The organism is Caballeronia sp. LZ024, assembly GCF_031451455.1.
In the GTDB taxonomy this organism is placed as follows: domain Bacteria; phylum Pseudomonadota; class Gammaproteobacteria; order Burkholderiales; family Burkholderiaceae; genus Caballeronia; species Caballeronia telluris.
Genome location: NZ_JARUXL010000001.1, coordinates 613,927 through 628,872 on the forward strand (window position 1 = coordinate 613,927; position 14,946 = coordinate 628,872).

At 65.0% G+C, this 14,946-nt stretch carries 12 protein-coding genes; 6 read left to right on the forward strand and 6 right to left on the reverse strand.

Features of this window, described 5'->3' with window-relative positions:
* Nucleotides 1–9 precede the first annotated feature (9 nt).
* From coaBC to QCE48_RS02980, 4 genes are all read right to left on the reverse strand, one after another.
* The gene (gene coaBC / locus QCE48_RS02965; protein WP_309786201.1) at nt 10–1,227 is read right to left on the reverse strand and encodes a bifunctional phosphopantothenoylcysteine decarboxylase/phosphopantothenate--cysteine ligase CoaBC; all 1,218 of its coding nucleotides are present in this window, start codon (nt 1,225–1,227) and stop codon (nt 10–12) included.
* Nucleotides 1,228–1,287: 60 nt separating this feature from the next.
* Entirely contained in the window at nt 1,288–1,791 is a 504-nt protein-coding gene (gene lspA, locus QCE48_RS02970; RefSeq protein ID WP_309786200.1) for a signal peptidase II, read from the reverse strand.
* The gene (gene ileS, locus QCE48_RS02975; RefSeq protein ID WP_309786199.1) at nt 1,788–4,637 is read right to left on the reverse strand and encodes an isoleucine--tRNA ligase; all 2,850 of its coding nucleotides are present in this window, start codon (nt 4,635–4,637) and stop codon (nt 1,788–1,790) included. The genes lspA and ileS overlap by 4 nt, the downstream gene beginning before the upstream one ends.
* 110 nt (nt 4,638–4,747) lie before the next feature.
* Entirely contained in the window at nt 4,748–5,785 is a 1,038-nt protein-coding gene (locus tag QCE48_RS02980; protein WP_309786198.1) for a bifunctional riboflavin kinase/FAD synthetase, read from the reverse strand.
* A gap of 171 nt (nt 5,786–5,956) precedes the next feature.
* On the opposite strand from QCE48_RS02980, the gene purN reads away from it, so the two are divergent.
* From purN to nadC, 6 genes are all read left to right on the forward strand, one after another.
* Nucleotides 5,957–6,607, forward strand: a complete 651-nt coding sequence (gene purN, locus QCE48_RS02985) for a phosphoribosylglycinamide formyltransferase (protein WP_309786197.1) — start codon at nt 5,957–5,959, stop codon at nt 6,605–6,607.
* Nucleotides 6,604–7,935: an RsmB/NOP family class I SAM-dependent RNA methyltransferase gene (locus tag QCE48_RS02990; RefSeq protein ID WP_309786196.1), complete on the forward strand. Its 1,332-nt coding sequence runs from the start codon at nt 6,604–6,606 to the stop codon at nt 7,933–7,935. Before purN ends, QCE48_RS02990 begins: the two co-directional genes overlap by 4 nt.
* A 17-nt stretch (nt 7,936–7,952) precedes the next feature.
* A complete protein-coding gene (locus tag QCE48_RS02995; protein WP_309788287.1) occupies nt 7,953–9,320 on the forward strand; it encodes a mechanosensitive ion channel domain-containing protein in 1,368 nt (455 codons plus the stop codon).
* A gap of 219 nt (nt 9,321–9,539) precedes the next feature.
* A complete protein-coding gene (locus QCE48_RS03000) occupies nt 9,540–10,736 on the forward strand; it encodes an acyl-CoA desaturase (protein ID WP_309786195.1) in 1,197 nt (398 codons plus the stop codon).
* A 202-nt stretch (nt 10,737–10,938) separates the two neighbouring features.
* Nucleotides 10,939–12,069 carry a quinolinate synthase NadA gene (gene nadA, locus QCE48_RS03005; RefSeq protein ID WP_309786194.1) on the forward strand — a complete coding sequence of 377 codons (1,131 nt, stop codon included), beginning with the start codon at nt 10,939–10,941 and terminating at the stop codon, nt 12,067–12,069.
* Complete coding sequence (nadC, locus tag QCE48_RS03010) at nt 12,069–12,962, forward strand: carboxylating nicotinate-nucleotide diphosphorylase (RefSeq protein ID WP_309786193.1); 894 nt, start codon at nt 12,069–12,071, stop codon at nt 12,960–12,962. Before nadA ends, nadC begins: the two co-directional genes overlap by 1 nt.
* A 15-nt stretch (nt 12,963–12,977) precedes the next feature.
* Here nadC and nadB read toward each other — a convergent pair whose 3' ends face one another.
* Complete coding sequence (gene nadB, locus QCE48_RS03015; RefSeq protein ID WP_309786192.1) at nt 12,978–14,576, reverse strand: L-aspartate oxidase; 1,599 nt, start codon at nt 14,574–14,576, stop codon at nt 12,978–12,980.
* A gap of 202 nt (nt 14,577–14,778) precedes the next feature.
* Nucleotides 14,779–14,946 (reverse strand): 50S ribosomal protein L33, encoded by a 168-nt coding sequence (gene rpmG, locus QCE48_RS03020; protein ID WP_006478046.1) that lies wholly within the window; start codon nt 14,944–14,946, stop codon nt 14,779–14,781.

Genomic DNA, 14,946 nt, shown 5'->3' on the forward strand with positions numbered 1-14,946 from the left:
GCGAGGCGTTCAGGAGAGGATCGAGCCGCCGCGCGGCGCGCGCTTCGCAATTTCGCCGATCAGCGTGCGCGCGAGCAGCTTCTTGTCGGCGCGCGGCAGGCGCGTCTTGCCCGACGCCTCGAAGAGCACGACTTCGTTGTCGTCGAGTCCGAAGGTCAGCGGGCCGAGGTTGCCGATCAAGAGCGGCACGTTCTTGCGCACGCGCTTTTCCTCGCCATGCACGTCGAGATCGCCGCTTTCCGCCGCGAAGCCCACGCAGTACGGCGGATTCGGCCGCTTCGCGACGGCCGCGAGGATGTCGGGATTTTCGACAAAGCTGAACGTAGGCAATGTCTCGTCGGCCGACTTCTTGATCTTGTGCTCGGCGACGTGATCGACGCGCCAGTCGGCCACGGCGGCCACCGCGATGAAAATGTCGGCGTCGGCGCTCGCCTGCATGACCGATTCGTACATCTGCTGCGCGGTCTGCACGTCCTCACGATAGACGCCCCACGGCGTTTCGAGCGCGACCGGTCCCGCGACCAGATGGACGTCGGCGCCGGCCTGCGCGGCGGCGCGCGCGAGCGAGAAGCCCATTTTCCCCGACGAGCGGTTCGTGATCCCGCGCACCGGATCGAGCGGCTCGAAAGTCGGGCCGGCGGTGATCAGGACGCGTCGGCCGCGCAGGATCTTCGGCTGGAAGAACGCGCAGATGGCTTCGAACGTGGCCGTGGGTTCCAGCATGCGACCGTCGCCGATTTCGCCGCACGCCTGTGGACCGGAATCCGGCCCGAGCACCTCGACGCCGTCGCCGCGCAGCGTCGCGACGTTGCGTTGCGTCGCGGCGTTCTGCCACATCTGGCGGTTCATCGCGGGCACGACGAGCAGCGGACAATCGCGCGCGACGCACAGCGTCGAGAGCAGGTCGTCGCACAGGCCGTGCGCGAGTTTGGCGATGAAGTCGGTGGAAGCGGGCGCGATGACGATGGCATCGGCCTCACGCGACAGGTCGATATGCGGCATGTTGTTCGGCACGCGCGCGTCCCACTGGGACGTGTAGACCGGGCGGCCGGAAAGCGCCTGCATCGTGACAGGCGTGATGAATTGCGTGGCTGCTTCGGTCATCACGATCTGGACGGTGGCGCCGGCCTTGGTCAAGAGGCGCGTCAGTTCGGCGATCTTGTAGCAGGCGATTCCACCCGTCAGGCCCAAGAGAAGATGCTTGCCTGCCAGTTCTGCTGTGTTCAATTCGTCCTCCCCGGACGCGGACGGTGACATCGTGGACCCTTCTGAAAAACTTGCCGGCGCCTACTTCGTTCCGCGCACGCGCCGCAGTTCATCGAACACGAGCAGCACCGCCCCGACGGTAATCGCACTATCCGCGAGATTGAACGCCGGCCAATGCCACGTGTTCACGTGGAAATCCAGGAAATCGATCACATGCCCATAAGCGAGCCTGTCGATCACATTGCCGATCGCGCCACCCATGATGAGCGCGAGCGCGGTGCAGAACAACCGTTGCGCCGCGTGCTTCTTGAGCAGATAGCAGATCACGATCGTCGCCACGACGCCGAGTCCCGTGAACGCCCAGCGCTGCCATCCGCCCGCCGCCGCGAGAAAGCTGAACGCGGCGCCGCGGTTATAGACGAGCAGCAAGTTGAAGAACGACGTCAGCGCGTGCGGCTCGCCATAGGCGAACACGCGCGCGACCGCGATCTTCGTCAACTGGTCGAAGAGGATCACGATCGCCGCGACGCCGAGCCACGGCGCAAGAGAAGCACTGCTTTGTTTCGTCATCGTTCTTGCCGTCATGCCGCGCTCCGCGATTCGCCCGCGCCGAAGAGGTTCGAGAAGCAGCGTCCGCACAAGCCCGGGTGCTCGGCGTGCGCGCCGACGTCCGCGCAGTAGTGCCAGCAGCGCTCGCATTTCAGATACTTCGATGCCGTCACCTCGACACCTTCCTCCGCTTCGCCCGCTACCTTCACGAGCGATGCCGCCGACGTGATCAGCACGAACTTCAGATCCGCGCCGAGGTCCGCGAGCGCGTCGTAGCGCGCACCGCTCGCCCGCACGACGACTTCCGCCTGCAGCGACGAACCGATCTCGTTCGCCGTGCGCGCTTCTTCCAGCGCCTTCGTCACGTCGCCGCGAGCGGAGCGCACGAGGGTCCACTTGTCGAGCAATTCGCCTGCGTCCGGCACTTGCGGATAAGCGTGGTAGAGCTCGGTGAAGATCGTGTCCTGACCGGGTTTCAACACCTTGTAGGCCTCTTCCGCCGTGAACGACAGATACGGCGCGATCAGCCGCAGCAAACCATGCGCGATGTGGAAGAGCGCGGTCTGCGCGGCACGGCGCTCGCGCGAATCGGGCTTGGTCGTGTAAAGACGATCCTTCAGCACGTCGAGATAGAAGCCGCCCAGATCTTCCGAGCAGAACGTCGCGAGTTTCGACACGACCGGATGGAACTCGTACTTTTCGTAATGCGCGAGCGCGTCGTCCTGCAGATTCTGCGCGAGCGCGATCGCATAGCGGTCGATTTCGAGCCACTCGCCGACCGGCAGCGCGTCCTTCTCGACGTCGAAATCCGACAGGTTCGCGAGCAGGAAGCGCAGCGTATTGCGGATACGCCGGTACGTCTCCGTCACGCGCTTCAGGATTTCCTCGGAGATCGCGAGTTCGCCGGAATAATCGGTCGAGGCGATCCACAGGCGGATGATTTCCGCGCCGAGCCGGTTCGATACCTCATGCGGATCGACCCCGTTGCCGAGCGACTTCGACATCTTGCGGCCTTCGCCGTCGACGGTGAAGCCGTGCGTCAGCAGCGCGTTGTAGGGCGGCCGGCCATCGAGCATCGAGGCGGTCAGCAACGACGAATGGAACCATCCGCGATGCTGGTCCGAGCCTTCGAGATAAAGGTCGGCGGGGAACTGCAGCGCGTCCTTGTGCGAGCCGCGCAGCACGTGCCAGTGCGTCGTGCCGGAATCGAACCAGACGTCGAGCGTGTCGCGGTTCTTCTCGTACAGGTTGGCGTCGTCGCCGATCAGCTCGCGCGGCTCAAGCGTCTGCCACGCCTCGATGCCGCTTATCTCGACGCGCTTCGCCACTTCCTCCAGCAGTTCCAGCGTGCGCGGATGCAGTTCGCCCGTTTCCTTGTGCACGAAGAACGCCATCGGCACGCCCCATTGGCGCTGACGCGAGAGCGTCCAGTCGGGCCGGTTCGCGATCATGCTGTAGAGACGCTGCTTGCCCCACGACGGATAGAACGCCGTCGCCTCGATGCCTTCGAGCGCGGTTTCGCGCAGCGTCTTCGCGCTGTCGTGCGGCTTCACGTCCATGCCGGCGAACCATTGCGACGTCGCGCGATAGATGATCGGCGTCTTGTGGCGCCAGCAGTGCATGTAGCTGTGCGTGTACTTTTCGGACTTGAGCAGCGACTTCGCGCCCGCGAGCGCCTCGACGATCTGCGGATTCGCCTTCCAGATCGAAAGTCCGCCAAAGAGCGGCAGCGATTCGATGTAGCGGCCGTCGCCCATCACCGGATTGATGAAGTCGGAATCCGACATGCCGTGCGCCTTGCACGACACGAAGTCTTCCACGCCATACGCCGGCGACGAGTGCACGATGCCGGTGCCGCTTTCGGTCGTCACGTAGTCGCCGAGATAGACGGGCGCCGTGCGCTTGTAGCCCGGATGGGCTGAAGCGAGCGGATGATGAAAGCGCAGGTTGGCGAGCTGTTCGCCCTTCGCGGTCGCGAGCGTCGTGCCGCTCAGGTCGTAGCTCTTCAGGCACTCCTCGACGCGCTCTTCAGCGAGGATCAGCAAGCCGCGCGGCGTATCGACGAGGCTGTACACGATCTCCGGATGCACGTTGAGCGCCTGGTTCGCCGGGATGGTCCAGGGCGTCGTCGTCCAGATCACGATACCGCCTTCCGCCTTCGGCAGCGACGCGAGCCCGAACGCCTGCGCGGTCTTCTCCGGTTCGGCGAAGGCGAACATCACGTCGATGGTCGGATCGGTCTTGTCCTTGTACTCGACTTCCGCTTCCGCCAGCGCCGAGCCGCAGTCGAAACACCAGTTGACCGGCTTCAGTCCGCGAAACACGTAGCCTTTTTCGAGGATCTTCCCGAGCGCGCGGATCTCGCCGGCCTCGTTCGCGAAGTTCATCGTCTTGTACGGGTTGTCCCAGTCGCCGAGCACGCCGAGACGCCGGAAACCCGCCTTCTGCTTCTCGATCTGCTCGCTCGCGTAGGCGCGCGCCTTTTGCATCACTTCAGCGGCCGGCAGCGACTTGCCGAACTGCTTTTCGATCTGGATCTCGATCGGCATGCCGTGGCAGTCCCAGCCCGGCACGTAGACCGCGTCGAAGCCCGCGAGGTTGCGCGCCTTGACGATCATGTCCTTCAGGATCTTGTTGACCGCGTGGCCGAGGTGGATGTCGCCGTTCGCGTAGGGCGGGCCGTCGTGCAGGATGAACTTGTCGCGGCCACGGCTCGCCGCGCGGATCTTCTCGTAGATCTTGTTCTCCTGCCATTCCTTCACCCATGCCGGTTCGCGCTTGGGCAGGTCGCCGCGCATCGGGAACGGGGTGTCGAGCAGGTTGACCGGGTATTTCGACTGCGGCTTGGCGTCGGACTTCGAAGAGGCTTTCTTGTCGCTCATGGATGACTCAATGTGAATGCTGTGGGGCGGCGCCGGATTGTCGGGTTGGCGCGCCGAGGACGGCTTTTAAGCGAGGCAGCGGGCGGAGCGTGTGGAAAAGCGCCGCGCGCTCACCTAATTCGGTCGGTCGCCGAGGTGGCGAAGCCGCTTGCGCTGCTCGTCGTGCTCGAGCCCGTGGACGCGCTCACGTGGCCGTTGGCGTCGCCGGGCCGGCCGCCGCTCGTCGCGAAATACTCGCGCGCATGGGCGACATCGCGCGCGATGGCGGCGGTCAGCGTGTCGAGGTCGATGAACTTCTCCTCATCGCGCAGTTTCTTCAGGAATTCGACGCGCACGAGCTTGCCGTAGGCGTCGCCGTGCCAGTCGAGCAGATGGACTTCGAGCAGCACGCGGCCCGAATCGTCGACGGTCGGGCGCAGGCCGAGGCTCGCGACCGCCGGCAACGGCTCGGGCGCGAGCCCATGCACGCGCACGACGAAAATGCCCGCCGCCGCCGGCCGCTTGTGGGCGATCGGCAGATTCAGGGTGGGAAAGCCGAGATCGCGGCCGAGCTTCGCGCCATGCACGACGTGCCCGCTGATCACATAGGGACGACCGAGCGCGACGTGCGCGGCCTCGAGATCGCCCGCGACGAGCGAGGCCCGCACCGACGACGACGAAATGCGCGCGCCGTTCGGATGCGCGACGGTCGCCATCTGCTCGACTTCGAAGCCGTGCTGCTCGCCCGCGGCCTTGAGCGACGCGAAATCGCCGGCGCGCTTCGCGCCGTAGCGAAAGTCGTCGCCGATCATGACCCAGCGCGCGTGCAGGCCGTTCACGATGATGTTTTCGACGAACGTATCCGGCGACTGCCCGGCGAACGTGCGGTTGAAATGCTCGACCACCACGCGATCGACGCCGTTCGTGCGCAGCGCCTCAAGCTTGTCGCGCAACATCGCGATGCGCGGCGGCGCGCCGGCCGGATTGAAGAACTCGCGCGGATGCGGCTCGAAGGTCATCACGCAGACCGGCAGGCCGCGCGCGTCGGCGGCGGCCCGCACGCGCGCGAGCAGCGCCTGGTGGCCGCGGTGGACACCGTCGAAATTGCCGATGGTCAGTGCGCAGGGCGCCCGGCTCTCGGCATTGGGTAGGCCGCGAAAGACTCTCACGATGGCGGATGGTCGGTGGTTGGGCTCTTTGGGCTGATCTTCGCCGGCTCGGCCGGACCGGGGCTCGGGCGAATGCAGCAAAGCGTTCGATTATAAACGCTCACACGGACGCCCGGCGCCGGCGCCCTGTTTTGGCACGGTTTTCGCAGCGCCGAATGATAAAATCCGCGGATGAAAAAAATCGTCATTCTGATTTCCGGGCGAGGAACCAACATGGAAGCCGTCGTGCGCGCTGCTGCGCGCGAAGGCTGGCCGGCCGAGGTTCGCGCCGTCGTATCGAACCGGCCGGACGCCGCCGGCCTCGGTTTCGCCGCCGCCAACGGCATCGAGACCGCGGTCGTCGATCATCGTGATTACGCCGATCGCGCCGCCTTCGACCGCGCGCTCGCCGCCGCCATCGACCAGTTTGCGCCCGATCTCGTCGTGCTTGCAGGCTTCATGCGCGTCCTGACCGACGGTTTCGTCGACCATTACGCCGGGCGCATGCTGAACGTCCATCCGTCGCTTTTGCCGTGCTTTCCGGGCTTGCGCACGCACCAGCAGGCGCTCGACGCCGGCGTGCGCGTGCACGGCGCGAGCGTCCATTTCGTCACGCCGACGCTCGATCACGGGCCAATCGTCGCGCAGGCCGCCGTGCCGGTCATGGCCGGCGACGACGCAGCCGCGCTCGCCGCGCGCGTGCTCGCCGTCGAACACACTATTTACCCGCGTGCGGTGCGCTGGTTCGTCGAAGGGCGTCTTGCCATCGACGGCGAGCGCGTCGTGCTCACGCCACCGGAGCCGCAATGGCTCTTTGCCGACATTGCCGGGGAGGGCGTATGAGGCTGCACGGATTTTTGATTGGACAAACTGAAACACTGATCGCGGATGTTTTGCGGTTTTCCGGCCCGGCCGATGCCGCCACGAGCCGCTTCTTTCGCGCGCATCCGAAGCTCGGCCACAACGAGCGCGGCGTGATCGCGGAAGCGGTATTCGCGGTGCTGCGCCGGAAAATGGAGTTTTCGCACCTCGCGGAGAGCGGCAGCGGCAATCAGGCGCGGCGTCTCGCGCTGCTCGGCCTGATGCAGACGGCGGGCCTTTCGGCGATCAAGCCGTTCGTCTCCGCCGACGAGTATCAGTGGCTCACGCAAGTGTCGAAGATCGATCCCGCGAGCCTGCCGGTGCGCGTGCGCACGAATCTGCCGCAGTGGATCTACGACGCGATGGCGAAGCGTTTCGACGCCGAGGAACTCGCGAAGCTCGCCGCCGCGCTGAACTACCCGGCGCCGCTCGATCTGCGCGCGAACCCGATCAAGGCGACCCGCGACGCAGTCATCAAGGCGCTGACCGAAGCCGGCATCGACGCGGGCGAAATGCCGTTCGCGCCGTTCGGCGTGCGCGTCGACGGCAAGCCCGCGCTCACGCGCCTCGCGGCGTTCCAGGAAGGCTGGATCGAAGTGCAGGACGAGGGCAGCCAGTTGCTCTGTTCGCTCGTGGCGCCCAAGCGCGGCGAGATGATCGTCGACTTTTGCGCGGGCGCGGGCGGCAAGACGCTCGCACTCGGCGCGATGATGCGCTCGACCGGCCGTCTCTATGCGTTCGACGTCTCCGACCGGCGTCTCGCGAAGCTCAAGCCGCGTCTCGCGCGAAGCGGTTTGTCGAACGTGAATCCGGTGCTGATCGACAGCGAGCACGACGCGAAGATCAAGCGGCTCGCGGGCAAGATCGACCGCGTGCTCGTCGATGCGCCGTGTTCCGGCCTCGGCACGCTGCGCCGCAATCCCGACCTGAAGTGGCGGCAGTCGCCGGACTCGGTCGCCGAACTCACGCCCAAGCAGCTCTCGATTCTGTCGAGCGCCGCGCGGCTCGTGAAAGTCGGCGGGCGGCTGGTGTACGCGACCTGCAGCATGCTCGAGGCGGAAAACGGAGGCGTCGTGACGCAGTTTCTCGCGACACATCCACAGTTCAAGCTGATTCCGGCGCGCGAGGTGCTCGCGGAACAGCGCATCGACCTCGACACCGGCGACTATCTGTCGCTCTGGCCGCACAAGCACGGCACCGACGGTTTCTTCGCCGCCGTGCTCGAACGCGTGCCCGCGCCGGCCAAGGCGCAAGCGGCGGCCGAAACATCGGAAGCGCCGGAAGCGCCGGAAGACGCGCCTTCGGAGTAAGCGACGTGCCCGCGAGCATGCAGAACGCCTATTTCCCTCACATGCTCGGCGGGATCGTCCGCGATTTCGGCGAGCCCGCGGCGATCTGGCAGGTGATCGTGCTGCTCGGATCGCTCGTCGTGGCGTGGTGGCTCGCGCGCATCCTGCGGCGGCAGCTCGAAGAACGGCGCCAGTCGCGCTTCGAGGCGCTGCGCTTCGGCGCCGAGAGCCTCAACAAGGCGCTCTTTCCGCTGCTCGGCACGGTGCTCGTCTCGATCGCGCAGGTCGTGATGTCGCAGTTCATGCACACGGCGCTTCTGCGGCTCGCGCTCGTGCCGCTCCTCGGCATCACCGTCATCTACACGATGTTCTACGTCGCGCGGCGCGTCTTCAGCCGCGGCGGCGAGGCGAGCGCGCTGCTCTTTCTGTTCGAGAAGGTCGTCACGGCGCTGGTCTGGGTCGCGATGCTGCTTACCGTGATGGGCATCCAGGAAGACGTCGTGCGCTGGATGGCGAGCGTGCGCTTCAACGTGGCAAATGCGCACATGACGTTGCTGTCGCTCGCCTCGGGCGTGCTCTGGGTGTGCGTGACGCTGATCGTCGCGATGTGGGCGGGCGCCGCGCTCGAAGACCGCCTGATGCGCGCGCGCTCGCTCGACGCCAATGTCAAGGTCGTGCTCGCGCGCGTCGGCCGGGCGCTGATGATTCTCGCGGCGATCCTGATCAGCCTGTCGATCGTCGGTATCGACGTCACCGTGCTCGGCGTGTTCGGCGGCGCGCTGGGCGTCGGGCTCGGCTTCGGGCTGCAGAAGATCGCGAGCAATTATGTGTCCGGCTTCATCATCCTGCTCGACCGCTCGCTCAGGCTCGGCGACATGATCAACGTCGCGAACTTCCAGGGCACCGTCACGCAGATCCGCACGCGTTACACGATCGTGCGCGGCCTCGACGGCATCGAAACGCTGATTCCGAACGAAAAGCTCATCACCGACGTCGTGCAGAACCATTCGTCGTTCCTGACGCGCGGCAACGCGAAGGTGGCCGTGCAGGTCAGCTACCGGGGCGACGTCGAATTCGCGATGAAACTGCTCGCCGACGCCACGCAAAGCGTCGAGCGCGTGCTGCAGGAACCGCCGCCCGTCGCGCTCCTCGCGAGCTTCGGCGCGGACGGCATCAACCTGGAGCTGAGCTTCTGGATCGAGGACGCCGCCAAAGGGACGGGCGGCGTGAAATCGCAGGTGAACCGGAATATCTGGCGTCTTTTTTCCGAGCACGGCATTGAAATTCCGTACGCGCAGCGCGAGATCCGAATCGTCCAAAGCGCGAACGCGATCCCGGCCAATTCGGAAATTGTGACTCGATCTGCATCTGTCAGCGACACAAACGGTCGGCAATCGCCGGCCTGATCGCCAGAATCTCGGCGATCTCACGGAAAACGGGCGGTCCGGATGCAGTTCGAATCTTCCTCATTTTGGCGCCAATCAAAAAATTTATCCTTTGGCACAACGACTTGGAACGCTTGCAGTAGAATGCGATCGAACTCCTGCGCATTTCTTTCATGCGCCCAACACACGTCGAAGATGTTTTTCGACCGGCCATTTTTCCGCCTCAACAGGTAAATTGCCTTGCTGAATTCCTCGCTTGATTTTCTCGCCAACGGATTGCTCGACTTTTCCTGGTGGCAGATCCTGCTCTTCACCCTCGTGATGACTCACATCACGATCATCGGCGTCACGGTCTATCTGCATCGCTGCCAGGCGCACCGCGCGCTGGAGTTGCATCCGATCGCGAGCCACTTCTTCCGTTTCTGGCTGTGGATGACCACCGGCATGCTGACCGGCCAGTGGGCCGCGATTCACCGCAAGCACCACGCGAAATGCGAAACCGAAGAAGACCCGCACAGCCCGCAGACGCGCGGCATCTGGAAGGTGCTGCTCGAAGGCGCGGAACTCTATCGCACTGAAGCGAAGAACGAAGAGACGATGCGCAAGTTCAGCCACGGCACGCCGAACGACTGGATCGAGCGCAACATCTACACGCGCTATCCGATTCTCGGCATCAGCATCATGATGGTCATCGACGTCGCGCTGTTCGGCATCGTGGGCCTGAGCGTGTGGGCCGTGCAGATGATCTGGATTCCGTTCTGGGCCGCAGGCGTCGTGAACGGTCTCGCGCACTGGTGGGGTTATCGCAACTTCAATTCCGCCGACGCCAGCACGAACATCTTTCCGCTCGGCATCATCATCGGCGGGGAAGAACTGCACAACAATCACCACACGTACGCGACGTCGGCGAAGCTCTCGAACAAGTGGTACGAGTTCGATATCGGCTGGATGTATATCCGCATCATGTCCGCGTTCAAGCTCGCGAAGGTGAAGAAGGTCGCGCCGACGCCGCGCCTGTCCGCCACCAAGCCCGTGCTCGACAACGACACGCTGCAGGCGGTGCTCGCGAACCGCTACGAAGTGATGGCGCGTTACGGCAAGACGCTGAAGCACGCGTATCGCCAGGAACTCGCGAAGCTGAAGGAAGCCGGCGCCCGCGAGAAGTACCAGTTGATGCACGGCGCGCGCAAGTGGTTCCACAAAGAAGAAGACGGCCTGGACGAGCCGCAGCGCCAGCAACTGCCGGAAATCTTCTCGGACAACCAGAAGCTGCGCACTTTCATCGAACTGCGCAAGGATCTGGCGGCGATGTGGGACCGGTCGAACGCTTCGCGCGAACAACTGCTCGTGCAATTGCAGGACTGGTGCCATCGCGCTGAACAAAGCGGCATCAAGGCGCTGCAGGATTTCGCGATTCGCTTGCGCCGTTACGCCTGATGCATCGCTGTCCCGGGCACACGCTCAGGTACGCGCTCAGGTACGCGTTATCCGTTAAAATTTGATGACGTCACAAGACCCCGCTCTGGCGGGGTCTTTGTTTTTGGGCGGCCGAAATTCGCGAGAAAGAAGGCAGCAACCGTGGCACGGGACTCGAGTAAGGCGTAGCGCTTACTCCGGTCGACAGGAGACAGAGGACAGCATGGAAGCGAGCATCAGGAGCGTCGAATACGATCGGCCGCACGGCTTGACGTGTGGCGTCGGCGAGGCGTGGGCGAAAGTGCCGGACGCGCCGTCGGCTGCGCGCAAGCGCGAACTGAAAGAGCAGATCCGGGCATTGCTCAAACGCGAGAAGGCCGTGCTGGTCGCGCACTATTATGTCGATGCCGAATTGCAGGAACTCGCCGACGAAACCGGCGGCTGTGTCGCGGATTCGCTCGAGATGGCGCGCTTCGGGCGCGACCACGCGGCGGGTACGCTGGTGGTCGCCGGCGTGCGTTTCATGGGCGAGACCGCGAAGATCCTGAGCCCGGAAAAGCGCGTGCTGATGCCGGATCTCGACGCGACCTGTTCCCTCGACCTCGGTTGTCCCGCCGACGAATTCTCCGCGTTCTGCGATGCGCATCCGGACCGGACGGTCGTCGTGTATGCGAACACGAGCGCGGCGGTGAAGGCGCGTGCGGACTGGATGGTCACGTCGTCGATCGGACTCGAGATCGTCGCCGACCTGCACGCGCGCGGCGAGAAGATCCTGTGGGCGCCGGATCGCCATCTCGGCGGCTACATCCAGAAGAAGACGGGCGCCGACATGCTGCTGTGGCAGGGTTCGTGTCTCGTCCACGACGAGTTCAAGGGTATCGAACTCGACCTGCTGCGCGCCCAGTATCCCGACGCAAAAATCCTGGTTCATCCCGAATCGCCGGAAGCGGTCGTGGCGCTCGCCGACGTGGTCGGTTCGACGACGCAACTGATCGACGCCGCCGTCCGTCTGGACGCAAAGCGGTTCATCGTCGCGACGGACCTCGGGATTCTGCACAAGATGCGGCTCGCGGCGCCGGGCAAGACGTTCATCGAAGCGCCCACCGCCGGCAACAGCGCAACCTGCAAGAGTTGCGCGCATTGCCCGTGGATGGCGATGAACGGCCTCGGCAACCTGGCCGAAGTGCTGGAGCGCGGCCACAACGAAATTGTCGTCGATCCGGCGATCGGCGTGCGCGCGCGTCTGCCGATCGACCGGATGCTCGATTTCGCCGCGCGTCACAAGAAGCGCGTGCAGGCGAGCGGCGATCTCGCGAAGGATGGCGCGCTGTTCTCGAACGTGGGGGCGGCGTGATGGCGGCGAAGGATTCGAGCGATTTCGTGTCGTCGCTCTACGCGCAGATCCGGGCGCAGTACGGCGAGGCGTTCGACGCCGCGCTGGCCCGCAATGTCGCCGATGCGCTCGCCGAAGACATCGGCAGCGGCGACCAGACCGGCCGTCTCGTCCCCGCCGATACGCGCCGCACCGCGCGCATCACGGTGCGCGAGGAAGCGGTGCTGTGCGGCGTGCCGTGGTTCAACGAAGTGATGCGGCGCGTCGACCCGTCGATCGACATCGAATGGCAGTATGGCGAGGGCGACCGGATGGCCGCGAACACGCCGGTCGTGCTGCTGCACGGTCCGGCGCGCGCGCTGTTGACCGCCGAGCGCAACGGGCTCAACTTCCTGCAACTGCTCTCGGGCGTGGCGAGCGCGACGCGCCGTTTCGTCGATGCAATCGAGGGCTCGCGTGCACGCATCCTCGATACGCGCAAGACGCTGCCGGGCTTGCGGCTCGCGCAGAAGTACGCGGTGCGCGTCGGCGGCGGCGCGAATCAGCGGCTCGCGCTCTATGACGGCATTCTGATCAAGGAAAACCACATCGCGGCGGCGGGCGGCGTGGGCGCCGCGATGGACGCGGCGCTCGCCCTGAACGCCGGCGTGCCGGTCCAGATCGAAGTGGAAACGCTCGAACAGCTGGAGTCGGCGCTCGCGCATCGCGCGGAATCGATCCTGCTCGACAACTTCAGCTTCGACGCCATGCGCGACGCCGTGCGCATCACCGCCGGGCGGGCCGTGCTCGAAGTGTCCGGCGGCGTCAATTTCGAGACCGTTCGTCAGATTGCCGACACCGGTGTCGACCGGATTTCGATCGGCGCGCTCACGAAAGACGTGCGCGCGACCGATTATTCGATGCGGCTCGTCTGATGCCGACCGCGCCGTTCAGACCTGACGCCGGCGGGCTACCGGCGGCGTCAGCACGGTCGCCAGCGCCTTCGGCAGCGTGTCGGGCCAGTCGCGGCTGAAGTGCAGCCCGCGGCTTTCGCGCCGCGAACACGCGCTTTCCACGATCAACGACGCCACATCGACCAGATTGCGCAGCTCCAGCAGATCGCGGCTCACCTTGAAATTCGCGTAGTACTCGTGGATCTCCTCGCGCAAAAGCGCAATCCTGTGCTGCGCGCGCGCGAGCCGCTTGTCGGTGCGCACGATGCCCACGTAATTCCACATCAGCCGGCGCAGCTCGTCCCAGTTGTGCGCGACGACGACTTCCTCGTCCGGATCGGAGACGCGGCTTTCGTCCCAGTCGGGCAGCGGCGCGTGACAGCCCGCCGAGAAACCCGCGGCTTCGATCGCCTGAGCCGTCGCGCGGCCCACGACGAGGCACTCGAGCAGCGAGTTGCTCGCAAGCCGGTTCGCGCCGTGCAGCCCCGTGCACGACGTCTCGCCGACGGCATACAGGCCCGCGCGATCCGTACGCCCCGCCAGATCGGTCACGACGCCGCCGCACGTGTAATGCGCCGCCGGTACGACGGGAATCGGCTGCTTCGCGATGTCGATGCCGAATTCGCGGCAGCGCGCGAGGATCGTCGGAAAATGTTCTTCGAGGAACGCTCGCGGCTGATGGCTGATGTCGAGATACACACAGTCGATGCCACGCTTCTTGATTTCGAAGTCGATCGCACGCGCGACGATGTCGCGCGGCGCCAGTTCCGCGCGCTCGTCGTGCGCGGGCATGAAGCGCGTGCCGTCGGGCAGACGCAAGATGCCGCCTTCGCCGCGCACGGCTTCCGAAATCAGGAAGGATTTCGCGTATGGGTGGAACAGACAGGTGGGGTGGAACTGGATGAATTCCATGTTCGACACGCGGCAGCCCGCGCGCCACGCCATCGCGATGCCGTCGCCGGTCGCGGTGTCGGGGTTCGTCGTGTACAGGTAGACCTTGCCCGCGCCGCCCGTCGCGAGAACCGTGTGCGGCGCCTCGATCGTCACCGTGCGGCCGCTCGCGAGATCGAGCGCATACAGGCCGTGACAACGATGCCCCGGCAGGCCCAGACGATCGGACGTGATCAGGTCGATCGCGTAGTGATCCTCGAGGACGGTGATGTTCGGATGATTGCGCACGCGCTCGTTGAGCGTCGAGACGACGGCATGACCGGTCGCGTCGGCGGCGTGGATGATGCGCCGGTGACTGTGGCCGCCTTCGCGCGTCAGATGAAAGCCGAGCTCGGCGGAAACATCTTTCGTGAACGGCACGCCTTCCTCGATCAGCCATTCGATGGCCGCGCGCCCGTTCTCGACGATGAAGCGCGTCGCGGCCTCGTCGCACAGGCCGCCGCCAGCGATGAGCGTGTCTTCGACGTGGTTGTCCGTACTGTCGGCGGAGTCGAGCACGGCGGCGATGCCGCCTTGTGCCCAGTCGCTCGCGCCGTCGCTGACGGTGCGCTTGGCGATGATCGCGACGCGCCGTGTCTGCGCGAGATTCAACGCGACGCTGAGTCCCGCCAGGCCGCTGCCTACGATTGCTACGTCGAAATTCATGCTGCCGCTTCTCCGTCGTTATGCCGTGTAGTCGCTCGTGCCCGCATTGCGCGGAGAACAGGAACCAGCAAGGATACCGGGCAAATTCCGGGACGGACAGTCGGCCGAACGCTCAATAGCTGGCTCATTTGCCGAGCCAATGCAAAAAGCCCCGCATTCGCGGGGCTTTTTGCTGTCTTCGTCAAACTCGCTGAAACCAGATTTACTTGATCTTGGTTTCTTTATACTCGACGTGCTTGCGGACGACGGGATCGAACTTCTTGATCGCCATCTTTTCCGGCATGTTGCGCTTGTTCTTCGTCGTGGTATAGAAGTGACCCGTACCTGCGGTCGATTCGAGCTTGATCTTGTCGCGTGCGCCCTTGGCCAT